The 24,029-nt window shown below is 41.8% G+C and carries 11 protein-coding genes; all 11 read right to left on the reverse strand.

The window, feature by feature from the left end:
- Window positions 1-2 precede the first annotated feature (2 nt).
- The 11 genes from HF312_05795 to HF312_05845 all read right to left on the reverse strand — a co-directional run bounded on the left by HF312_05795 (window position 3) and on the right by HF312_05845 (window position 23,958).
- Window positions 3-311: a hypothetical protein gene (locus tag HF312_05795; GenBank protein MCU7519711.1), complete on the reverse strand. Its 309-nt coding sequence runs from the start codon at window positions 309-311 to the stop codon at window positions 3-5.
- Window positions 312-337: 26 nt separating this feature from the next.
- Window positions 338-1,792, reverse strand: a complete 1,455-nt coding sequence (gene fliD, locus HF312_05800) for a flagellar filament capping protein FliD (GenBank protein ID MCU7519712.1) — start codon at window positions 1,790-1,792, stop codon at window positions 338-340.
- Window positions 1,793-1,840: 48 nt separating this feature from the next.
- The gene (locus tag HF312_05805; protein ID MCU7519713.1) at window positions 1,841-2,179 is read right to left on the reverse strand and encodes a flagellar protein FliS; all 339 of its coding nucleotides are present in this window, start codon (window positions 2,177-2,179) and stop codon (window positions 1,841-1,843) included.
- Window positions 2,180-2,292: 113 nt separating this feature from the next.
- Window positions 2,293-3,282 carry a flagellar biosynthesis protein FliC gene (locus tag HF312_05810; GenBank protein ID MCU7519714.1) on the reverse strand — a complete coding sequence of 330 codons (990 nt, stop codon included), beginning with the start codon at window positions 3,280-3,282 and terminating at the stop codon, window positions 2,293-2,295.
- Between the two features lie 221 nt (window positions 3,283-3,503).
- Window positions 3,504-4,493 carry a flagellar biosynthesis protein FliC gene (locus HF312_05815; protein MCU7519715.1) on the reverse strand — a complete coding sequence of 330 codons (990 nt, stop codon included), beginning with the start codon at window positions 4,491-4,493 and terminating at the stop codon, window positions 3,504-3,506.
- Between the two features lie 36 nt (window positions 4,494-4,529).
- Complete coding sequence (locus tag HF312_05820; protein MCU7519716.1) at window positions 4,530-6,032, reverse strand: glycosyltransferase family 2 protein; 1,503 nt, start codon at window positions 6,030-6,032, stop codon at window positions 4,530-4,532.
- Between the two features lie 169 nt (window positions 6,033-6,201).
- The gene (locus tag HF312_05825) at window positions 6,202-9,339 is read right to left on the reverse strand and encodes a tetratricopeptide repeat protein (protein MCU7519717.1); all 3,138 of its coding nucleotides are present in this window, start codon (window positions 9,337-9,339) and stop codon (window positions 6,202-6,204) included.
- Window positions 9,340-9,433: 94 nt separating this feature from the next.
- Entirely contained in the window at window positions 9,434-10,273 is an 840-nt protein-coding gene (locus HF312_05830) for a hypothetical protein (GenBank protein ID MCU7519718.1), read from the reverse strand.
- A 235-nt stretch (window positions 10,274-10,508) separates the two neighbouring features.
- Entirely contained in the window at window positions 10,509-13,268 is a 2,760-nt protein-coding gene (locus tag HF312_05835) for a glycosyltransferase (protein ID MCU7519719.1), read from the reverse strand.
- A gap of 122 nt (window positions 13,269-13,390) precedes the next feature.
- Window positions 13,391-20,173, reverse strand: coding sequence for a glycosyltransferase (locus HF312_05840; GenBank protein MCU7519720.1), 6,783 nt, complete (start codon window positions 20,171-20,173; stop codon window positions 13,391-13,393).
- Window positions 20,170-23,958: a glycosyltransferase gene (locus HF312_05845; GenBank protein ID MCU7519721.1), complete on the reverse strand. Its 3,789-nt coding sequence runs from the start codon at window positions 23,956-23,958 to the stop codon at window positions 20,170-20,172. Before HF312_05845 ends, HF312_05840 begins: the two co-directional genes overlap by 4 nt.
- Window positions 23,959-24,029 lie beyond the last annotated feature (71 nt).

The raw sequence follows: 24,029 nt of genomic DNA on the forward strand, positions 1-24,029 counted from the left end.
TTTCACCTGTTATAGTTTACTAATTTCTTTTTATTTTGGATATTTTTAAGTTCCAGACCGATAGCGTTCTGTTCAGTTTTAACCTTAGTAATAATATTATCGAATTTATTTGACAATTGTTTAGTCAATTTAATGAGCCCAGGTTCATATTTGCTAAGCATTTCCGGCTCATAGGTTGATTTAAGCTGGAGTTTAATTTCGTCAATTCTGCGCTTTTTTGCGTTAACTACGCCCATTGTGGCCTCAAAATTCTCGTCATTGAGCCCGTCCAATGCAGAGAGCAGCTCCTGCAAAATAGAACTTATTTCCAATATTTTCAATTCCAGGGTTTTCATCTTTAGAAGTAGCTCGATGAATCTGTGGTTGTACCCGTGAACATGCTGGAAGCTGTAAGAAGAGTTGCCAGCTGCGTCTGAAGAGCCTCGTACTTGCTCCTCAATACCTCGGCACTCTTATCGATGCTTGTCTGCTTGGCAGTTATCTTACTTGCCAGGTCCGTTACCGTGTTATTGTATGACGCATTGGCTTTAGCAAGATATCCTTCTGTTCCAACATAACGGTTTACCTGGCTATAGAGTGTAGTGGCAATGCCGTTTGTAGAATTAAAGATAGCACCAACGTCACTTAAGTTGTTTGAAATCATTTTGTCCAATTTCGAGCTGTCGGAAATTGTTAAGCCCCCGGTGGAGGTAAACGATATTCCGAGGTCTCCTAAGCGGTTAGGAACACCGGAAGAAAGTCCGTCAACCCTCGTGTATGCGGCATTAGCCATGCTCTGCAGAAGCGACATTGTGGTGGCATCTCCGGCCAGAGCGCCGCGTGAGGTTGTAGTAGTGGAACTGTTTGTCTTAAGATAGTAGTAAATTTCATTAAACTTTGTAACAAAGTTTTCAATCTTTGTTCTTACTGAAGAAGTGGATGTGGAAACCGAAATATTAATATTCGGATCGGTATCCTTCATCTCTGCTGTAAGTGTAAAGGTAAGACCATCTACAGCATCATTGACTGTATTTGAACTTCTCTGAAAGTCCAGTCCGTTGAAATTAAATTTAGCGTTTAAGAGGCTGCTGTCATAAATATAGCCCGAGGTTCCGTCACTTACTGTAGTATCGCGGTCAACCGTGGGCGGAGTGCCTGCATTCAAAGCATATCCCATGTAACCCAGTATGGCCGAAGAGGTGGCGTCTTTTTCCTGAAGAACGATCTTGTTATCCAGCCCCATATTCTTTGACGTAATTGAAAGCCTGCTTGTGGTGCTGTCGGGGGAAAATGCCGCGGCTGAAACTATCTCGGGCGCCTGTGAATTAATGGCATCCTTTATTTTCTGCAGTGAGCTCTTAAAATCCGTTACCGTGTCATCAATTGTAACACTGATATCTTTTGTAGTCGTCCCGGAAACAATCTGAAAGTTATACGTCCCGTTTGCCAGCTTTGCCGCCGAAGACAGATCCTGTCTGGAAACTGTAATGTCGTTTTTTGCCAGCTGCTGAACTCTCATGGTGTAGCTGCCCGGGACTGCTTTTGAGGAGGCCGAGGCCGACATGAATGAGCTGCTCGAAAGTGTGGCAGTCATAGTCGGGACAAAAAGTGAGCTGCTGTCTGTGGCTTTAAGGTCACTTAGCTGCGACTTCAGTGAATCGAGTTTTGAGCTTAAAGTTGTATAGGTTGAGATCTTATTTTCATAGCTTGTTTTTCTTGTAGTCAGCGGTGATATCATTCTGCTTTGCTCTGAAGCAGTATAGCTGCTGATTAAAGAATCAATGCCTGAGCTTGTTAATGCATCGATAGCCATTTATAATTTACCTCAAATTGATCATTATGGAATTTTTATTTCGCTATTTTATTTTTTTTCAAATGCACTCATCCAGGTATCCCTGAGCTCAGAGAGAATTTTATGAACTATGTCATAATTCTGTTGTCTCATCTGATCCTGGCAGAACTTGTAAAGGCGCAGCAGACCATTGGAAATTTCACTGACGTCAGGCCTGTCAAAACTAAGAGAGTTAATAAGTTCCTGAATTGCATTATTAGTCCTCACCATATCGTGTTTCTGGCAGTTAACAATAGCAAAGTCATAGATCTTTATTAAAAGCTGCTGCGGTGTAGCCTCAAGTATTTCCTTTGCCAGATACTGGTTAGCTTTGTTATAAGCCGGACGTGCATATGCTGTGCTGTACATAAGTGTTCCCGATGAAAAATGTTAATGTTTTAGAACAGCCCTCCTCCCGTGAAAGAGGAGGGCTTGCAATGTGCGAGAATTAAACCCAGCTGATTAACAGTTTGATTTAACTATTACCTAAAGAGCTGAAGTACGTTCTGAGGAGCAGAGTTAAGCTGGCTCAACATTGAAGTAGCTACACTAGAACCTATCTGAGCCTTTGTAGCGTTAAGCTGTTCCATTGCCATATCGGCGTCGAACAAGCGGCTTACACTTGACTGAGCATTTGAGATAGCTGATGTTAAGTACTCATCCTTTACATCAAGTCTCTGCTGGAAGTTACCGATCTTTCCTAAAGCATCACCGATGATCTTCTCAAACTTACCCAGAGCTGAACTAACGTCGGCCTTGCCGGAAGTCATGGAAGTTACGCTGGCCAGGTTTGCAATTTCCTGAGCTGAAGTAGCATCATCTGTTGTTGTCAAAGAAGCGAAGCTGTTCAGTGCAGTTGCAATGTCAGAAGCAACTGAGAGTGAGAATCCGCTGTTTGAAATTGATGTACCGGTTGTGCTTGCAAGGCCGGCTGCAAAATCAAGGTTAATTCTGTCGAAAGAATCAGCACCGGTCTGGAATGTGAACGAGTTTGCCAGTGATCCCAGGTTTGCACTTGTACCAACACCGCCGGCACCTACTGAGGATAGTGCCGAAGCACCTGATAAAAGCTGGGTGTTGTTGAACTTTGTTGAGTACATGATGTTTGAAATTTCCTGACCCAAAGACTTGATGTTGTCAGCAAGAGCTGTTCTGTCTTTTGTAGGATCGGTTGCATCAGCAACATAGCTTCTGATCTGTGTCAGCTTGTCTTTTATCTGCTGAAGGGCACTTTCAGCTGTTGAAAGCATGTTCTTTGCTGAACCAATGTTACCCTGAGCTGACTTCATGAGCTGAACTTTTGAATCAAGAGACTTTCCAACGTTGTAGCCTGATACGTCATCGGCAACAGAGTTGATTCTTTTTCTTGTTGCCAGACGGAGCTGAGCGTTCTGAGTTTCAGCATTAGCTTTGTTAAGAGCGTTGTAAGCGTTTAATGCGCCAATATTAGTGTTAATCTGAAAAGTTGACATAAAATACCTCCATGTATTTTGTCTGTTTTCTTTTACGGGCATCCGTGCCCGTGTTTGTTTGAATTTGAATTATGAGATCTAATTCTCAATATTACTATCGGCACCTTAAATTAAAAGTTTAGTACTTGTAATTTAAAAAGATTTTATTTTTTAAAGTGAAGTCTGAAAAGAAAGATTTAAGATATAAAGGCACGCTGTTTTCAGCGTGCCCCGTTTGGTGATTATTTAAAGAGCTGAAGTATGTTCTGAGGAGCAGAGTTAAGCTGGCTGAGCATTGAGGTTGCAACCTGTCCGCCTATCTGAGCCTTTGTAGCGTTAAGCTGTTCCATTGCCATATCGGCGTCAAACAAGCGGCTTACACTGGCCTGGGCGTTTGAGATAGCTGATGTTAAGTACTCGTCCTTTACATCAAGTCTCTGCTGGAAGTTACCGATCTTTCCTAAAGAATCAGAAACAAGCTTTTCAAATTTTCCGATAGCTGATGATACATCAGCCTGACCTGAAGTCATGGTTGTTACGCTGGCCAGGTTCGCAATTTCCTGAGCTGAAGTAGCATCATCTGTGCTCGTAAGGACGGCAAAACTGTTCAGTGCATTTGCAATGTCAGAAGCAACTGAGAGTGAGAATCCGCTGTTTGAAATTGATGTACCGGTTGTGCTTGCAAGGCCGGCTGCAAAATCAAGGTTAATTCTGTCGAAAGAATCAGCACCGGTCTGGAATGTGAACGAGTTTGCCAGTGATCCCAGGTTTGCACTTGTACCAACACCGCCGGCACCTACTGAGGATAGTGCCGAAGCACCTGATAAAAGCTGGGTGTTGTTGAACTTTGTTGAGTACATGATGTTTGAAATTTCCTGACCCAAAGACTTGATGTTGTCAGCAAGAGCTGTTCTGTCTTTTGTAGGATCGGTTGCATCAGCAACATAGCTTCTGATCTGTGTCAGCTTGTCTTTTATCTGCTGAAGGGCACTTTCAGCTGTTGAAAGCATGTTCTTTGCTGAACCAATGTTACCCTGAGCTGACTTCATGAGCTGAACTTTTGAATCAAGAGACTTTCCAACGTTGTAGCCTGATACGTCATCGGCAACAGAGTTGATTCTCTTTCTCGAAGCAAGACGAAGCTGAGCCTTCATGCCCTCAGAGTTTGCCTTGTTCAGAGCGTTATATGCATCCAGCGCGCCAATGTTCGTGTTAATTTGAAATGATGACATTATTACCTCCGTGTACTTGGTTTATTGTATAAGAATTTATTTTATGAACTCCTGAATCTGTTTTTTTACCATTTTTAGTTTTGCCGCAACTTCCGGCAGGTAGGCAAATGAATTTTCTGCCTGGCAAAGAAGCTTATCGGTTTTTATAAAATCGCCTGAATTGACATACATAGAGATCATGAAAAATACTGAAGCCGGGTCTTTGATTGCGTAAGTTAAAGACATTTCATACGCGTTCAGGGCTTCCTTCTCCATTCCATTTTCGAAATATGCAAGCCCCAGCGAATTAAGGTAATGGAAGCTGTTTCTTAAATTTGAGGGGATAGCCTCCAGCAGCTGAAACTTATTTTTCCTCAGCATATATTTATCTATAAGTGCAATTACAAGCTCGAAACTGTTTTCATCCGTTATTTTTCCAATTTTCCCGAGCAGCGAGTCATTTATCTCCTCGCTTAAGAAAAGAGCCTTTACAGCGTTCAGAAAGTCGTTTGAGCCGGCTTCATTGCTGTCGGCTTTATATAGCTCATTAAAGTAGTAGTTGAACTCAGCTTTGTTGTCGGCTATAACCGAAGCCTTAAGCCCCAGATAAATTATCAGCTTGTCGTTAACGTATATCTCGTAATCCTTGCTCTTGGGCATTCTGTTTGCTTCAAGTGAAGAGCGGCAGAACTTCAGCGCATTCATGCTGTCGCCCATCTTAAGTAATATCTTTGCAAGGACCATGTTAAGAAGCGGCTGGCGGCTGTCATACTTTAGTCCCTGAAGCCCATAATCCAAGGCTTCCTTCAGCCTGTCGCGTTCCGAAAGATAAGAGGCAATAAACCGGCAGGCGTGGGACTTCATGAAGTATGTTGCATCACTGCAGGCAAGAGTCCTTCTGAAATATTCTACCGCGCTCTCCTTGTCGTCTAAAACCGCATATGTCTGCGCTAACTGGAAATTATTGTACGCCGTAGAATTCGACTGAATTTCCTTAAGCAGATATTCCAGGTTTCTTTGTGCTTTTACCTTCAGCGCGTCCTTTGAAATATTGTACCCCAGGTGCAGTATCTCTATATCGGAATTGGCTATCTTATATTTTTCTTCAATGAGCGATTTAACAATCTGTTCATGGATTGTCCCCCTGAATTCAATCCGCGGATTATTCAGGAACAATCTCTGGTACCTCATGTAGTTGGGTTTTCCCGTAATGGGGTCGGGGCTGTTTACAATACAGTTGTAGCCCGTTTTCGAATTCTGCTTTATGACTTTTCTTAAAAGAGGGATTGATTTTTCGCTCAGCCTTTCATCGGCATCAAGATAAAGTATCCAGCGGCCCGATGAATTCTTAAGAGCAAAGTTTCTGGCTGCGGCAAAATCGTTTATCCAGTTAAAATGAAGTACCTTTGCGCCGTAGCTTTTTGCTATTTCAACAGTAGCATCGGTTGAACCGGTATCTACCACAACTATCTCATCGGCGATACCCTTGACCGATTCAAGACAGCCCTGAAGATACTTTTCTTCATTTTTTACGATCATGCTTAATGTTAATTCAGGCAACCTTTTTATTCTCTCTTTCTGTTAAATTCCACATCTACATACAAAGCAAGAGATATGCCACAAATGAAAAGCCTCCGGAAGCGCCAATTTGCGGTTTATTTTGCATTTTACCTGTCTGTAATTGGTCAATATTCCGCAATTGTAAGTACCTGTACTTTGTGAAGCAAAATCATTTTAAGAGCCGGGCAATTGTTTCGGCGGTGTGTTTCCAGGTAAAGCCCTTCATAAATTCCGCGGCCAGCTTTCCTTTCTGCCTGATACTCTCCCTGTTATGGTATGCATACTCAATAGAGGCAATAATTTCATCCAAATGGGGTTCTTCCCATGTTGTAAGGAGCCCGTTTGTCTGATCAAGTATTTTATATTCACTTAATGTCTTCAGTTTATATGAAGTTTCATCTGTCAGAACGTCCTTATGACCCGAAGTAAACGATGCTATAACAGGTCTGCCGCAGGCCATGTATTCCATCATTACAAGGTTTGTTCCCCCTTCACAGCGGTTTGGGAAAAGACCGATATCGGTTTTAAGGTAGATCTCGCGCAGCTTTTCGTTTGGCACCAGGGGAAGCGAGAATACCCTTTTCATATCCAGGCCGTTAATATTCAGGAGGTGAGTAATAAACTCAGGCCAGTCGCCGTCTGCCCATTCAAAGTTAATATACTTCGAGTTGCTCATTGGTAATACGCTTTGCGCCCACATATTATACCAGGCGTTAATGAGCACAATGTCGGGATATTTCTGCTGCAGGATCTGCACGGCTTTAATTACAATATCCTGGCTTTTTCTCAGTTCAAACTTTCCGCCGGAGAAGATTACAAAAAGATCATCATTATACTTCGGTTCGGGCTCGGGATAAAACATTCCGGGGTCTATTCCCTGGATTGCTGTTGCGGAGTTAAATACTCCGTAAGATTTTAACTTTTCCTCGTTCCAGGTAGAAGCTGCAATAATGAGGTCGTAGTCGCGTGCTTTTTTAATTGCCTCTTTGGGAAGCTCGGTTTCAAATACAGCCATGCCGTAATTATTCTCCCCCCAATTCCCGTTCGAGGTACTGAAGTCGGCATTTCTTAAAATGTGCAGCACCTTTCCGGGCACAGGGCCGGAATACCTGGGATCATTATGCGCCAGGTCTTCAAATTGAATAAATCCGGGGAATTCTTTTCTAAGGTTGTTGCTTACAACACCCCAGCCGAAATTTTCTCCGGTTGTAAGAGAAAGGAATATGGGCTTTGAATTCATTGTAGCAGGTTTCTCTTCTATTATTGCAGGATTAGTAATTTCATTATTTTTCTGCAGCATCTCATCTAGTGCAACACCAATTTCATCAAAAACGCTTTCCCAGCTGCCGACAGACTTTTGCCTGAACAGCCTGGCAGAAGGATACCACGGGGAATCATGCCCCTCAAGCATCCAGCGCCAGTCGGGCACATAGGTTAGAAGTATCCAGACCGGCTTACCCAGTGAACCGGCCAGGTGTGCTATGGATGTATCCACTGTTATTACAAGGTCAAGGCAGCGGATTGCCGCTGCGGTGTCTTCAAAATCGTTCAGGCCGTACTGGTTAAGGTCAACTATTCTGTCCTTAAATTCCGGCAGTTCTTTCAGGCGGTCTTCTTTTTGCAGACTGAAGAAAGTAAGGCCTTCTTTATCCAGCAGACTCCGGAAGTTCTTAAGCCTGCAGGATCTGTTCCTGTCGTTACTGTGCTGCGGATTGCCTGCCCACACAATTCCGGCCTTAAGGCCTTTATAGTCTTTTAATATATTGTTCCATTTTGACTGGCAGTCAGGACTGATATGAATATCTATTGGCGGCGGCAGCTGCTCAACTGATGTATCCAGATAAAGAAGAAGGCTGATTAAGAAAACCTCGTAATCAAAATGCACATCCGGCTGAGAGCTGAAATTTCTTTCCACAAATTTGTCTATGCCCTCTGCCTCCTTCAGTATATTCCATAGCGATTTTTCGCATTCAAGAATTACCTGGCAGTTTTTTTTCTTCAGCTCCGGGATAAACCTCGCAAACTGGATTACGTCTCCAAGTCCCTGCTCCCCGAAAACAAGCACCGTCTTTCCATCCAGGGTAGAATCTTTTTCAAGAGGCTTCAAAACTTTTCTGTTTAGCGCCCATTCTTCCCTGAGTTTTCGCCACTCATATTCCTTCAGGCCTTCCGGCAGTTCCCCCTGCAGCATGAGGGCAAGCCCCTTATTAAAGTGGGCATTCTGATGCTGTGGATTTTCCGAAATGGCGAGGTCAAAATATTTAATTGCCTCTTTGTTTCTCTTGCTCCTGAATAGTGCATAGCCCTTGTTGCCATAGGCAAGGGCCCTTATGGAATGGTCTTCCTGTGCCTCAGGGCTGGCCAATATGCTTTCACAATCGCGGATGGTCTGGTCAAATAAATTCAAATCCGCATTAACCGTGCACAGGTTTATTTTTGCGGTTAAGTATTTTTCATCTGCTTTTAATGCCCTTTCAAGAAGAGACTTTGCTTCGGTGTGCTTTCCGATTGATGAGTACAAAAGAGCAAGGTTATTCAGTGCCTCCAGACAATCGGGGTTTATTTCAAGCGCAGCCTTATAATATTCTGCCGCCCTGCTTCTGTTCTTAAGACTCTGGAAACATAAGCCGGCATTAAAGAGTATGTTGTCCGTCCTGACATTCTGCTCAAGAAGCCGGTTATAAGCTTTAAGTGACTCTTCATACTCCTTGAGCCTGAAACATACGCTTCCCATAAGGCTGAGGGCATGCAGGTTACCGGGCTCACCCTCCAGGATATTCAAAAGCATATTTTTAGCTTTCTGATATTCCTGGTTTTCAAAAAAGCGGACAGCGTTTGAAAGCAGGATCTGGCTCTCAAGTTCAATGTGCTGGTCGTATTTTTCCAGGTAATCCTTGAGCAGTACGGGGTCGTTTTTTATCAGGGTATCGAAATGGAATTTTGCACTTTCAGGTTTTCCAATCTGGCGGTACAGGAGTGCCGCCTTGAGGTGAGCGGGCATGAATTCAGGATCATATTGAAGCACCTTAAGAAAGTATTCTAGTGCAGTTTCATTTTCACCCGTATTCTGGTAGTTTAATGCCAGATTATATAGTGCCTCTTTATGTGAGGGTTCAAGTCTTGTTACCTCTTTAAGCAATTCGGTTGAAGCCTTAAAGTTTCCCGACTTTGCTTCAACAACAGAGAGGAAAAACAGGGCCGAAAGATTATCTCTTTTTATTTTCAACAGCTCTAAAAGAATATTCCGGGCCTGCTCAAGCCGGCCTTCCTGGAAAAATGAGACTGCAAGCTGGTATTTATCATCCATTCATTAAATCCGGAATAATTTAAGAGTAGTGATGGAAGCACCATGTGGTTTCAGCACCATCGGGGCCACACTTTGCAAAAACCACATTTTATTCCTATAAAGTTGTATGTGCTTCAGGATATCCTAAAATTTCATTTACCTTTGCCAGGCCTTTTACTGCAAACATGTTGGATGGATTATTCTTTACAGCCCATTCAAACATTGTTTTGGATTCCTTTTCCATCTCCTGGAGGAAGAACACTTCTCCAAGTCCGGCACAGGCCTGTGAAGAATTAGGATTCAGTTTAAGTGAATTCTCAAAGCAGGCCCTGGCATTTTCAGTTTCCTGAAGCGCCAGGTAATTAAAGCCCCTGAAATTTTCAAGCGTGGATATTTTCTGTGAAGTATCTTTGCTTACTGCTTTGCGGTTGAAGTAAAGTTCCGCCTCTGTAAGCTTGTTTAGCACTTCCTGAAACTTCTTTTCGGAAAAGAGCTTGTATGCTTCACCAATGAGGTGATAGAAATTTTCCTTTTTGGAGTCTAGTGTTTCGAGATTCAGTGTGTTATGGTCCTCAGGAAGTCCGAGACCCTTGTTCACTTTGGCCAGGCCTTTTGCCGCAAACTGGTTATCGCTGTTATAGTCAAGGGACCATTCATACATGGCCTTTGCCTCATAGTCGTACTCACAGAGATAAAATACCTCGCCCAAACCCGCGCATGCCTGTGAGGATGCAGGATTAAGGCTCAGGGATTTTTCAAAGCATTCCCGGGCTTTTTCCAAAGAATCCATACCAAGATAATTGAAACCCTTAAAGTTCAGCAGACTAGCCTCGTTTTCGGAATCTCCGGGAGCCAGCATGTTCTCGGCATCATTAAGCGTCTCGAGAGCACGGTTGAAGTCCTTTTGCTCAAATAATTTATACGCCTGTCCGAACAATGTCTCCAATTGGTTCATATTTAGACCTTTTTAAGTTTTGTTATAATTAATAAGTAAATTATAACAATAGGCATGCCATTGATTTTCAGGCAATTAGGTGTGTTTTGTGCATTAATTTTGCCATGGACAAAGAAAAGGATGGAATCGGGTGGCTAATATTGCGCAGTTGTAAGTATATGAAATTACTCTTTAGCCCGGACTTTTTCCCAAGGAAAAGGTCCGGGCAAATTTATAATACAATGAAAGGAAGTGATTAAAGCTTATCCAGCTCTCTTTGTAAAATAAGCAGGTTTTCCGTTGCCACTTCATTATCAGGCTCTTTACGGATCACCCTTTCCAGGAGTTCCGCTGCAGCCTGGTAATTCTTTTCCATAATTTCAATTACCGAAAGGTCGTTTAAGGCATCCAGGTTCCCTTCTTCCATCAGGAGTATTGTTTCCAGCACCTTGCGGGCTGAAGTGAGGTCTTCACTTTCAATGAACGCCTCGGCTTTCTCAATCATATCGCCGTATGGCCCTTTGGGCTTTTGGGTTTCATTGCCTGTCTGATAGTTTTCAAAGCCTTCAGCTGTATTCTGAAAAGAATCATTCTTCAATTGGGCCATTTTTTCGTCAATCAGGCTGCTGAGGCAGTTCATGTTGTCGAGTGCCACATCGTTCATTGGATCAATCCTGATTACTCTTTCAATAAAATCCGCAGCTGCCTCATAGTCCCCGGCCATTATGGATATTACGGCAAGATCGTTCATGGCGTCAACATTTCCAGGGTCAGTCTGCATCAGGTGCATCAGAATATCCACGGCCTCGTTCAGTCTGTCAGATTCAATCAGGCTTTCGGCCAAAATGATTTCGGAATTTCTGCCAGGTGCCTCATTAAAACTATTCATCACATTTCCTATTTTACTTTTAGTTTTACTCAAATTTTTGAAAGAGCTATTATACTGAGTTTTATTATCATTCAAAAGCATTTTATATTTATTCCGGATAATGTCACTTTCCTTCTCACTGAGGGGGCGGTTTCCCATTTCTATTCCGTTCTGGTTATAGTAGTAGAGGCCGAGGAACTCAGGAATGTGCAGCATCTTTGAGTTGTTGACAAATGCCATCCGGCACCAGAATTCATAGTCCGCAGCAGACATAAGGGATTCATCGAAATATCCGATTTTCTCATGCACACTCTTTCTCCACATCGGCTGCGGCCCCATGAGGCATGCGATAAAAAAGTGTTCAGGATTATACGGAGGGCGTTCCAGTTTTCCGGCAACAGTTCTACTTTCAAAGGTTTCATTTTCAATCTTTGTCACATACAAATCTGAATACACCAGGTCGACGTCTTCATTTCTGTCCAGGTGACCGGAAAGCACTTCCAGGGCATCACGCCTGTGCCTGTCGTCCGTATTTGCATTCGTAATAAATTTGCCCGAAGAGGCCTTAACGCCCCGGTTCCAGGCCTGGTAAATTGTTTCCCTTTCATCTGTTTTGATATACTTGATATCGGGGTGCTTTGATTTATATTCCCGGATTATGGCATCTTCATTTTCTTCAGAGCCGGTATTGACCAGAACAATCTCCAGCTCTCCCTTTTCATAGAGTGTCTGCCCCAGGAGGTCGTCCAGGCAGCCCCTGATGAATTTTTCGGAGTTAAAGACGGAGACCACGGCTGAAACCAGAACGTTACTCCCCTTATTTTTTTTCTTTTCTGATTTTGAATATGACTTACTATTTTGAACTTTTCTTTCCAGAATCTTTTCATAAAGCATCATGTACTCTTTCGCTTGTTTTTCAGCGGCAAATCTATCCCTGGCAATTCTGAGGCTTTCCGTCTTCAGGAATTCCGCATCCGCTTCAAACAGCACCCAGTAGATGCCTTCTGCCAAGTCATGATAGTTTTTTCTTTCTGCCAGATATCCGTTTCTTTTATGCTCAATCATGTCGGGAATCCCACCAGAATTAAAGCCCACAACAGGCGTCCCGCAGGCCAGCGACTCAGGAACGACGTTCGGGAGATTATCATCCAGAGACGGAATTACAAGTACATCCGCAATATTGTAAACCCCGGCCAACGCTTTTTCATCTGTTATCCTGCCGGCGTTTAATACCGTGAATGCTTCGGGCAGCTTTATTCCATCCGGAATATTTCCAAATATCAGCAAAGTAACATTATCTTTTACCTTTTCAGCCAGAAGTTCCAAAGCATCCCTCAGGAATGAAAATCCTTTTCTGGTCGTAAATGAATCAACACCAAAGAGAATTACTTTAGAATTTTCGGAAATGCCTGCTGCTTTCCTCAAAACCTTTTTATCATAGTTCCTGAATACATCCATAGGAAACCCATTGGCAATAACCGAGACAGAGTTGTTTCCTGCTAAAGAACTCTTAAGGGCCTCATTTCTTAACCAGTTGCTGGGAGTGACAAAACTGATATTCATCTTTCTGTAAGCATTCAATTTTGATTTCCAGTTTTCATTTGAATCGTCCTTTGGATTACCGGAAGCAATCTGAGGACACTTGCCGCATTCATAATGGAAATTCCGGCACTCTTCTGCGTAGTGGCATCCGCCTGTAATAGGATTCATATCGTGCAAAGTCCAGACTATATTTTTATCCCTGAACTGACTGCTGATTTTATTAAAATTCAGGAGTCCAGACATCCAGTGGAAATTAATTATATCGGCTTCACGGACTTCCATTAGCATATCAAAGTCCACGTCAACCGAGGATACATCGGTAAATATTTCAAGACCTGGATCCCGTCCGGGATAACGCGACATATTTGTGAACCATTTATTCCATTGCTGCATCATCTTTTCGGACCTGTAAACATCAGGATTAAGGCAATAACCGGGTACTGGAGGATTGATTTCCGGAATTACTCTTACAGAGTCGTCCCTTGTAGTCTTGCCTGCTACCAGAAGACATGAATCAACCCCGTTTAATATTAGCCCTTTGTGCAGCCTATAGGCGGCTTTCCCTGCCCCGCCTGCATCAGTAGCACAAATATGTACAACTTTCATTATTTTTACAGCCTCTCAATTATTGCAAGTTTAGGATTATTTTATAACTGCTATATATAACAAGTCTGGTTCTCCATTACACCTGAGAAAGACCTTCCCACTTTCCAATTCATCCATAGGGATTAAAGTTTATCCAGCTCTCTTTGTAAGATCAGGATGTTTTCTGCCGCCACTTCATTTGATGGATCCTTTTTTATTACCCTCTCCAGAATTTCCGCTGCAGCCGGATAATTCTTTTCCATAATTTCCACTACAGAAAGGTCATTTAAGGCATCTATGTTTTCACTTTCCAAAAGCAGAACGGTTTCAAGTACCTTGCGGGCTAAAGAAAGCTCACCGCTTTCTATGAAAGTTTCTGCTTTTTCCACCAGACGGCCGTACTGTCTTTTGTCCGTCTTATATTCAGATCCAATTCCCTGCCTTTTAGATTCTTCTTTGCTTTCCTTAAGGCTGGAGTCCGGGTGTTCTATCTCACTCGGCTGGCTGCTTTTCTCTTCAAGCAATTCACTAAGGTAATTCATGTTCCCTAAGGCCACCTCATTCCCCGGATCGATTCTTACAACCTTTTCTAAAAAATCTACCGCAGACTCAAGATCTCCCGTCATTATTGATATTACGGCCAGATCATTTAAGGCATCTGTATTGGCCGGATTTTTATTGATGATCTCACTTAACAGTTCAACAGCTTCACCCGGATTGTTTTGTCCAATAAGCTCTTCGGCTCTATTAAGTAGCTCATTCATGCTGCTTCCCGTATAATTACTCTCAGATATCCTTCCGTTTGAGTCCGGATTTTTAATACTGTTCACGCTGTAAGGTTCAGAAGCAAGGCTATTGTGATCCTTAGATAGGCCTAATTTACTATTTGTCTTTGCAAGTCCCGCAATTCCACAGCTATCTTTAGGCTCTTTCATTAAAGCCATTTGGAACACATGCTTTGACTCCTGGTAACGTTCAGAGACAAAGAAAGCCTCACCTAGTCCCAGATATGCCGGAACTGAACCAGGATTAGATCTAAGTTCACGTTCGAAGTAATTGATTGCATTTTTAAGATCGTTTTTCTTTAGGTAGAGATTCCCATAAAGGTTCAGGACGTTTCCATATTTATCATCCATGTCTGAGCGGCCTTCGGATTCATAAATATCTATGGATTGCTTTAAGACTTGTTCAGCCAAATCATACTCATTATCAACGAAATGCACCAGAGCCCTTAGGTAGCTTTGTATGAATTCATCCTGATGAATAGGGAAGGATATGGACCGTTCTTTTACCTGTTTTTTCTCCAACCAGATTTCATCAATATTAACGCCCCACTTTTCCAAAAATTTCTTTTCATTTAACCTGATAAGCTTTGCATATTTTTCGTATCCATCGGCCCTGAAGGACTTTGAACCGTAATGATGAACAAAAACATCCTCTGCTATTACAGTCTTATAGCCTGCTATATGCGACCGGAGACAGAAATCGTCATCCTCGAAGTTTCCGGGGCTGAATCGTTCATCAAGTCCGCCAATTAAGTCAATTACTTCCTTCTTGATAAGGGTGCAGAGGAACGAAACTCTCAGGTACTCTAAGGTCTTTCCGGAATTCTGCCTTTTTATCATCTTTGCATATTTATGCATTTCCGGGATAGTCTTATATTTTGCATTTTCATCCATCTGTATTCCGCTGACCAGATTACTTATTGGTCCTACAATGCCTGTTTTGGCGTCCGACTCCGCTACTTCCAGCATTCTCTGGAGCCAGCCCTCAGTCACAACAATATCATTATTAGCAATAACCAGGTAGTTCCCTGAAGCAGCTTTCAAGGCCTGATTAATGGCCTTTGGAAATCCATAGTTGGAATCATTGAGTATAACCTTAATCCTGGCATATTTTTTCTGCAGGTTTTTTAGGTATGTAACTGTACCATCAGTACTGGCATTGTCAACAATAATAATTTCATACTTCAATTTTGTATGTTTCAGAATCGAATTAATGCATTCCTTGTTAAACTTAAGACCGTTAAAAGTCAGTACCACTATCGAGACAAAAGTCTCACTTTTCTTCTTTTGAGAAGATGAAACTTTATAGAGGTCCTCTCCGGGAAGCAGATACTCCTTAATTATATTTGCATCTGTAGTAAAAGTCCTGCCGTCGTTTTCTGTAATAAAATCAGGCTTAACTTTACCGAGCCATTTTCTGTGCAGGCGTTGGATGTTTTCAGATACTTTAGAAAACCTTTCTGCTCCGCTTTGCGATTCATAGTGAATGACGACACTTTCAGGCTGATAGACGAGACTATATCCCCTCTGCCTTAGCTTAAAACACAGGTCGACATCCTCATATCCATTCCAATATCCTTCATCAAATCCGCCCACCTCTTCGAAAGCGGACCTGCGGACCAGCAGGCATGCAGCAGTTAAAGACTGGTATTTTGTCATCACCTCAGCTTCACTGCAATCAGCTGGCTGATGTAAATATAAATGCTGAGCCAGTAAGGGATCCTTCATTTTTCTATGATCGAATATCCCGATGCCGGCATGCTGTATGGTACCATCTGGAAACAGCAGTTTACTTCCTGCGGCGGCTGCTTTAGCATCCTTATCAAGTATTTTCACCAGCATTTCCATCCATCCTTTTCTGACTTCGGTATCGTTATTTAAGAATAGAAGGTAACTGCCGCGAGCCGTTCTTGCTGCCAGATTATTTGCTCTTGAAAATCCCAGGTTTCGTTCTGATCTCAGTACCGAGAAATTGCTTTTGTTCCCCTGGTATTCCTTTAATAGCGTCTGGGTTCCATCAATAGAGGCATTATCCACAATAATCAGCTCATAATTCTCCTGTGCCCCGGTATTCCTATAAACCGATTCAAGGCACTTTTGCGTAAGTTCAACCCTGTTATAAACAGGAACTATAACAGACACTTTTATCCCGGTTGATTCTGGTAATTTTCCGGGAGCCTTGTCCTTCACTGCCTTATCTGAAAAGCTTAATGCAATTTCCGGCTTTACATACAGAGATTTCTGCCCATTTAAGTATTTTTGCAGGTTAAATGGCAGCTTGCCGCCTTTAACATTTCCGATCCTCTGCTCATCTTTCCATTTCCTGTATTCTCTGTGCTCAATTGTCTCTTTTTCATCAATTGCCTTTAATGTCTCTTGATCAATTACTGCTGCTTTACCGGATGGCAAATGAAATCCGATATTTTCATCCAGCATGTAAATGTTTTGCAAGTTGGACACATTAATTCTAAAACCGTAATCAGCATCCTCTTCGCCGTAAAGACCGTAGTCTTCACACCAATACCCCAAAAGTTTGTTTGTTCTTTTAGGTAGCAATATACATGCTCCTCCCAGGATACCCCCTGTTTTAGGCCGGACATCAACGCCATTTATCTTCTGTATGGGATAACTGACAGGCTCAAAGTTATATGCTACTGCCCCGGCAGTGGGAATCTTTTGGACCGCATTGATCATCTCACGAAGCCAGTTCGGCTTCTGAATGACTATATCATTATCCAGCTTCAGGTAATACTCAGCCTCAGGTTCCTTTAGCCATGCCAGATTGGATGCTTTGGCAACTCCGATATTGGAATCAAGAAGAATGAGATTCTTAATTATCCCCCTGCGTTTCAATTCTTTTAGATACTCCCGGGTTCCGTCGGTACTTCCATTATCCACAACAGTCAGCACGTGCGGAAAACTTGTGTATTGAACAATAGATTTAATTGACTGTTTTGTATATTCAAGGCGGTTAAATGTTATCATGCATATATTTACAAATCCCGGGTTTTTAGAATCAAAAATAAACTGATAGTTATATGCGTAGTTTTCTTTTACAAATGGAAGATGAGCGGCATAAAAGTGTTTAACTGCATCAGATTCCATTACACTCTGATTGATGTTTGCATTCACAACACCTGAGGAGTTTTCCAAATATAAGCCCAGGAAATCCCGAATGTGGAACATTTCATGTTTTGCGGCAATCCTGCACCAAAATTCATAGTCACCGGCGGATTTCAGCTCTTCATTAAAAAAGCCCAATTTCCAGTGCAGGGATTTTCTCCACATCGGCTGGGGCCCCATGTGGCATCCCGTAAGCATAATTTCCTTTTTGTAATCTGGTCTTATCTGATAGCCGCAGTTTATGAAATTCTCAAAAGTCTGGTTCCCGAAATTTGTAACAAATATGTCTCCATAAACTAAAGCCGCGCTGGGATTTTCATCAAGTGCAGCAGCCATAACTTCCAGGGCATCACTTCTATGCCTGTCGTCAGTATTGGCATTAGTAATGTATTTCCCTTTGCCAGCTTTAATTCCACGGTTCCATGCCTGGTAAATCGTTTCGCGTGTATTTATTTTTATATATTCTATATTAGCGTACTTTTCACAGTAACGCCTTATTATTTCATCTTCATTCTCCTCTGAGCCTGTATTTACCAGAACAATTTCCAACTGCTCTTTTTTGTAGAGTGTTTGCCCAATCAGGTCATCAAGACAACCTTTTATAAATTTCTCCGAATTATAGACCGATACAATAGCTGTAACCGTGAACCTATTGGTTTTAAAATTCTGTTTATCATGCCCATCTTGATTGCACGAATTTATCCAAGAAGACTGAATACTAGAATTTAGCTTTTCAGCCTCATTTGTCCTGCCGCTAAAAAACGCACAATAAAGCAGTTCAAAAGTCAGAGGATATCTTTTATTTATTCCGTCATCGCCACCCAGTAGATCTATAACTCTGCCCTTATCTGACTTATTGGCCAGCAGTTTCAAGACATGGGTTTTGGCTTCGCGGCTATCTCCCGTCGAGATTGCCTGTTCAAGCGCCTTTAGTTTGTTTTCAAATTCAGGGCTCACTTTTCGGGTTTGTCCCTGGTCTGAAGGCATTTGGCTTTCATCCAGGAAGATTGTTTCCGGTGCGGGCATAAGTGTTTTATCAGAAGACCTTTCATAAAGCTGATATTCAAGATCAAGGATAGCTTCTGTTTCCCGGTTATATGTTAGGATGTCCCGGGCAGTTTTTTGCCCGCTATGGTGCCTGAATCCGGCAAGCAATGCGTCAACAGTATGTAATTGTGCCGAGCGGAAGAACCTTGTCCACAGTTCAAGATCTCCTGCCAGACGGTATTGTGTAGAAATATAGGAGCCTGCTTTGTCCCATAACTTTCTTCGCCAGAAAGTACCTTCCTGCTGAATATACGGATCCTGATATACCTTTAACAGATACTTGGCCCTGCTCCATTTAGGAGGATAATCAGATATCCAGGCCTCACTGCCATCAGCGGCAAAACCGTTTGGCCTTCCCATCAACCATTCGATATCAGTTCTTCTGGAAAATACCCCCGAGACTATCTTAAGCGCTTCGTCATAGAATTTGTCGTCTGAATTAAGCCACGTCATTATTTCGCCGGAAGAATGTCTGAATCCTTCATTCAGAGCGTTGTACTGCCCCCCGTCCGGTTTACTCTGCCAGTAGTGCAGATGCTTTTCATATTTTTTAATGATATTGACGGAATTATCGGTGCTCCCCCCATCCATAATAATGTATTCAAGATCCGGATAATTTTGAGTCAGTACCGAATCGATGCATTCCTCAAGAAATTTATCCTGATTATATGAAGGCGTAATTACTGTTATTTTTTTAACAGGAGTACTATTTTTATTTTTACTGAAAATTTTCGGAAAACTTTTCTCTTGTAATATTTTATCATATAGTGATAAATAGTTTTCTGCCTGAGTCCGGAGCTGAAACTCGCGGAGCGCCTTATTTCTGCATTCCTTTCTGATATGTTCATAGTCGCCGTTATGAAGAATCCACTCAATACCGTTTTTCAGGTCATCAATATTACCGGGATCAGCCAGGTATCCGTTTTTTTTATGTGTTACCATATCCGGTATACCGCCAATATTAAAGCCGACAACTGGCGTTCCGCAGGACAGCGACTCTATTACAGTGTTTGGCAGGTTATCTTCAGTAGACGGGATAACGAAAACGTCTGCCAAATTGTATATTGAAGCAATAGTATTTTCGTCACTTATTGAGCCCAGGAATAACAATTCATGTTTACAATTCAAATTCACGTTATTATTTGATCCCAGGACAGCCAGGGTTATATTATCCCCTTCAAGAAGATTTAAGGCGCTTATTAAGTATTTTAACCCCTTCCTCTCGTTCGTAACAGAATCAGCTACAAACAATATCACTTTCTTGCTTTTACTTATATTTAAAGCGGTTCTAATTTTGTTTCTATCCAGGGGAGCATAGATGGTTGTCGGGATTCCGTACTTTATGACGTGAATATCTTTCTTTTTAAATAAGGAGCTTTCTTTTGCACATTTCGATAACCAGAGACTTGGAGTGGCAACCGTGATCTTCATCTTCCGGTAAACGTCATTTTTTAGTTCCCAGTTTTTGCGGGACATGTCCTCAGTGTCATTTGACCCTAATTGAGGGCACGCACCGCAGGAGGCAGAATACTTGTTGCAAGAAGCAGAATAATGACACCCCCCGGTAAACGCATTCATGTCATGGAGTGTCCAGACCAGTTTTTTATTCTGAAAAAAAAGAGGAGCTGTCTGAGCAGTAAACATTCCGGCTGCCCAGTGCAAATTTACAATATCGGCTTCCTCTATTTCTTTCAATTTATTCCAGATAATGCCCGAGGTAAATTCCGTAAATATTTCAAGCCCCTGGGGCCTTGACCGGTATGGCCGCAGAACTGAGTTCCATCTTTCCCATTGCCCCTCAAAAGCTTTGGAAATCCTGGGGTTTATTGCCGTTACAGAATCATCTTTTGTGGATTTTTGCATTACAAGCATTTTTGAATCAACGCCTAGCTCCAGCAAACCACGATGCAGTCTGTAGGCAGCCTTTCCGGCACCGCCGCTGTCCAGGGCGGAAAGGTGCACTACTTTCATTTAATCGCCTCCATAAACAATGAATCCGGTTTTCTTACGGACCCGTCAGCCTCAATATCAAGAAGATATGCATTAAATCCGGGGATACGCGATTCATCGGCTTTGCAGACCTTTATATTACTAAAGCCGGCATCTTTCAGCAGCCTGCCCAGGGAATATCTGTCGTACATCCACTGGTGCACTTCGCCCGAGAGCCTGAAGGCACCGATTTTTCCCGGATCCGTTTCAACGGTACCGGTATTACCGCGGTTCCCATTTTTCCTTACGGAGTCTATTACAGATTTGGCTTCGGAACCGACTCTTTCAATAATGAACTCCTCTTCGGGAATGATCTCCCTTTGCCAGTATTTCAGCATTTCGCCGCCCGAGTAATTTCTTACCGTCTGGTCAAACATCTCCAGGATCATCCAGTCGTATCTCGCCTCTGCCTTTTTATTATAACTCAGGGATTTCTCCAGATATTCAATATACAGCCTTGCAATCTGTTCCAGGTCGGGAACCACGACCCTCAAAGCCCCGCCTTTTTTCAGTACGCGGTGACACTCAGAAATAAAACCCGGAGCCAGGTGCTTTGGAAGGTGCTCCAGGAGGTGTGAATGATAAATAACATCCGCTGATTCCGCCCCCATGGGTATTCCACGCATGATATCAATTTGTTTAACGCTTTCGTCAAAAGGCGCCACATCCATATTAAGCCAGTTTTTATGGAACCTGCTTCCGCAGCCGATATTTACCATCCTGAGCGGGCGTCTGTTATTTTGAATGCCTTCTGCGGGTTTTTGAAACCAAACACCCGTAGCATCAATTTGATTTATTTTTACCGATATTGAATGTTTCTTAAAGTACTCGTCAACCGCTTTTCTGCAGCCTTCCCAGTGCCCGTAATCATCAACCTGTATAAAGCCTTCTGGAACTACATTGTCATAAACGTTTTCTAGAATGGCTTTTGTCGATTCGTACCAGTCGCCATCCATGTGCAGAAACGATATCCTCCCAATCTTTTTACTTAATTCAGGAAGAGTGTCCTGGAACAAACCCTTTACAGGGACGATAATATCTTGCACTCCCAATTTTTCACTTAAATTCAAAAGATTTTCGACTGTTCCCGTGCATGTTCCACTGCCCCAGCCTGTTTCATCAGCCGGAATTCCTTCATGTATGTCTTCATGTGAAGGTTGTGGCATTCCTTCAAATGTATCTAAAGAATAAAGCTTCCTTTGACTAACGGAGTATTTTTTTATTATAAGAGCTAGCAGAGCAGAAGAACCCCCTCTAGCTACCCCACATTCGATAAAATTACCAGGTATATTCTCTTGGCAGATTCTCTTCGAATTTATAAATAAATTGTAAAGCCTTTCCTTTCCTAGCATTGTGTATTGGTTTATGGATACATATAGCTCCTCAAATTCCTGATCAAACACACTTGTGGCTTCACTATTCCCATTCTCTATTTCAGCTAAAAGTCTTTTGGCAACAGAGTTATTCGGGAACAGAACCAATTCTTCAAGAAGTGATTGTTTTGCAGAACTTAAATCTTTTGTCAGTATGAAATATATCCCCCGTAAAGCATCCAAATTTTCTATTTTTCTATTTTGCTTCTTTGCCTCAATTATTCTGGCAAAAGCATTCGTTAAGTCTTTCTTGTTTAGCAGCTCATGTATTTCATTGATAATCTGGTAGTCAGACTGCAGCTTTACCTGAAATGGTTTTTCAGAAGCCCCTTTTTTTTCTTCCATATTGTTCCTTATTATCTTATCCAACTCCCCGGCCCTTTTTTCCAAAGAGTATTCATTTACGCACCTTAAATGGCCATTATTTGCTATTTCCTGTCTTTCATCTTCATGTGAGAGATAGTATTTAATTTGATCGATAAGATCCTTCTTTCCATTAAAAAGCACAATTTCCTTACCCGGTTCAAAATATTTATGAATATTCTTTTGCTCCTCAGCTATTAATAACGATCCACAACCAGTAGCCTCAAATATCCTCATGTTAATTGATTCTTCTTTGGCAATATCCTCAAACCCATTTATTCCACCTGTACTTTTTTTATGCCTTATTTCTCCCCTGGAATCGAAAGTAATTTTACTGTTGGATAGAACTTGATACATTTGATTACCAAAAATAGAAGGATTGTTGTACTTCTTGACAGCAGAATTTAATTTTTCAATTTCACCACTAAGAAATAATTTGAATCTGAATGGATCATTATGTCTTACACAGTACTCAGCTAAATGCAAGAGATAATCATTCCTCTTAGTATGTTGATCTGACGTCCAACTTCCACAAAACACTAAATCGTTGGCCCTGTCTTTCAATTGGGCATTAACAGAGTCAAGTTTAGGACACCCCGGGAAAAAGTATTCTCCCTTTTTTGCTCCCAGTTCCTTTGCAATCTCCAGCATCCGGGATAGTCCTGTCAAAATTAAATCGAATTCCGACCAGTCAGTTCCTTCAGGAATATCGGCTGCTCTCCACCCCACTATCATTGATGGTTTATAATTAAGTTTCCGTATAAATCTGCTGTCAAAAGTAATAGGATCTGATAAATATAATACGTCTGGTCTTTCTTCCTCAATTTGCATCTTTAACAGATCGATCAACTGGCCGTTAAATTGATTACGATTATCTGCCTCATTGAGCCACTTTGATTGCAGCCTTAAATCATTTGCAATTATTATCTTCGAGTCGTAGTTGTATCCTGACATATAAGGAGCGATTAAATGAACACTGCTGAAGCCATCACTTAGCAGGGTATTTAAGTGTTCTCTATAATTCATTCCTGAGATAGAATATCTGGAATAAAAATTATCCAGGTATGCCGAATAGAAAGTATGCACCTGCAGGAACTTTAATTTTTGTTCTGTCTTTATTTCTTCTTTCGGGCTCTTATTATCATTTAACTTTGAAAAGTTGTCATTTATTTGGATAGACACTTTGGAGGTATCATGGGGAATATCCGAATTAAAAAACTTTTTTTGGGACCTTATTTTGTACGAAATGTTGTTTTCCCAAATCATCATAGTATTCATAAAGTCAGCTTTCAGATAAATTAAAGCTGAAAACGCCTTTTCTCTTTTTGTCTGTGGCTCCACGTGCATGGACATAAGAATATCGTTCTGCAATCCTTTTGCTTCGTTTTCGTCATACTCTTCGAAGACAAGCACATCATTTTCTATTCTTAAGTTCCACTTATGATTTGATATTATAGCTGAGTTTAACCAAAGGTCTTTTGCCCGTGAAGGTGTTTCAATATAGCCTCGTTTTGCTACGCGCATAAGTTCCTCACAAGCCCTCTGCGGATCAACCGAATGTTCCAACACATGAGAACAATATACAAAATCAAATTCTTTGTCTGCAAAAGGGATATTCTCCACAGCAAACTCATAAACCGGCTTATCGCCTATATGCTTGAATGGAACCCCTGCTCTTCCGAAACTGTGATCGCTTAAAGATATGTCTGCAAGATGAGTTGCCAAAGGGAATGGATTATGCCCACTGCCGATGTCTAATACTTTATCCCCTTTTTTAATTTCGAATTCGAACAATCTTGATTGATAGAGATCCCATCTGCTTTTTCTAGGAAGTAGCTTGTACCTATCGTAAGCCTCCGCAAGAATCTCAACCGATTCCAATGGGAAGCTATCTGCTAATTGCTCGTAAATATCAAATGAATCATTATACATACCTTCTTCATATTTTTGCCGCGCCAGATTAATATCTCGTTCTAAATTAATACTTTGTATATGTTTTTTGACTCTTCTGGAAATTAAAGACATACCCATTATTAACTCCAATTTGGCATTATTTAAATAGTAGAACTTATGTGTTCATTGTTTATAGCAATCAGCATGAT

This window comes from Ignavibacteria bacterium, from assembly GCA_025612375.1.
Lineage (GTDB): Bacteria > Bacteroidota > Ignavibacteria > Ignavibacteriales > SURF-24 > JAAXKN01.

Excerpts from the sequence above, each read along its gene's own strand:
- fliD (MCU7519712.1), bottom strand. The coding sequence starts at position 1,792 with ATGGCTATCGATGCATTAACAAGCTCAGGCATTGATTCTTTAATCAGC.
- HF312_05805 (MCU7519713.1), bottom strand. The coding sequence starts at position 2,179 with ATGTACAGCACAGCATATGCACGTCCGGCTTATAACAAAGCTAACCAG.
- HF312_05810 (MCU7519714.1), bottom strand. The coding sequence starts at position 3,282 with ATGTCAACTTTTCAGATTAACACTAATATTGGCGCATTAAACGCTTAC.
- HF312_05815 (MCU7519715.1), bottom strand. The coding sequence starts at position 4,493 with ATGTCATCATTTCAAATTAACACGAACATTGGCGCGCTGGATGCATAT.
- HF312_05825 (MCU7519717.1), bottom strand. The coding sequence starts at position 9,339 with ATGGATGATAAATACCAGCTTGCAGTCTCATTTTTCCAGGAAGGCCGG.
- HF312_05830 (MCU7519718.1), bottom strand. The coding sequence starts at position 10,273 with ATGAACCAATTGGAGACATTGTTCGGACAGGCGTATAAATTATTTGAG.
- HF312_05835 (MCU7519719.1), bottom strand. The coding sequence starts at position 13,268 with ATGAAAGTTGTACATATTTGTGCTACTGATGCAGGCGGGGCAGGGAAA.
- HF312_05840 (MCU7519720.1), bottom strand. The coding sequence starts at position 20,173 with ATGAAAGTAGTGCACCTTTCCGCCCTGGACAGCGGCGGTGCCGGAAAG.
- HF312_05845 (MCU7519721.1), bottom strand. The coding sequence starts at position 23,958 with ATGGGTATGTCTTTAATTTCCAGAAGAGTCAAAAAACATATACAAAGT.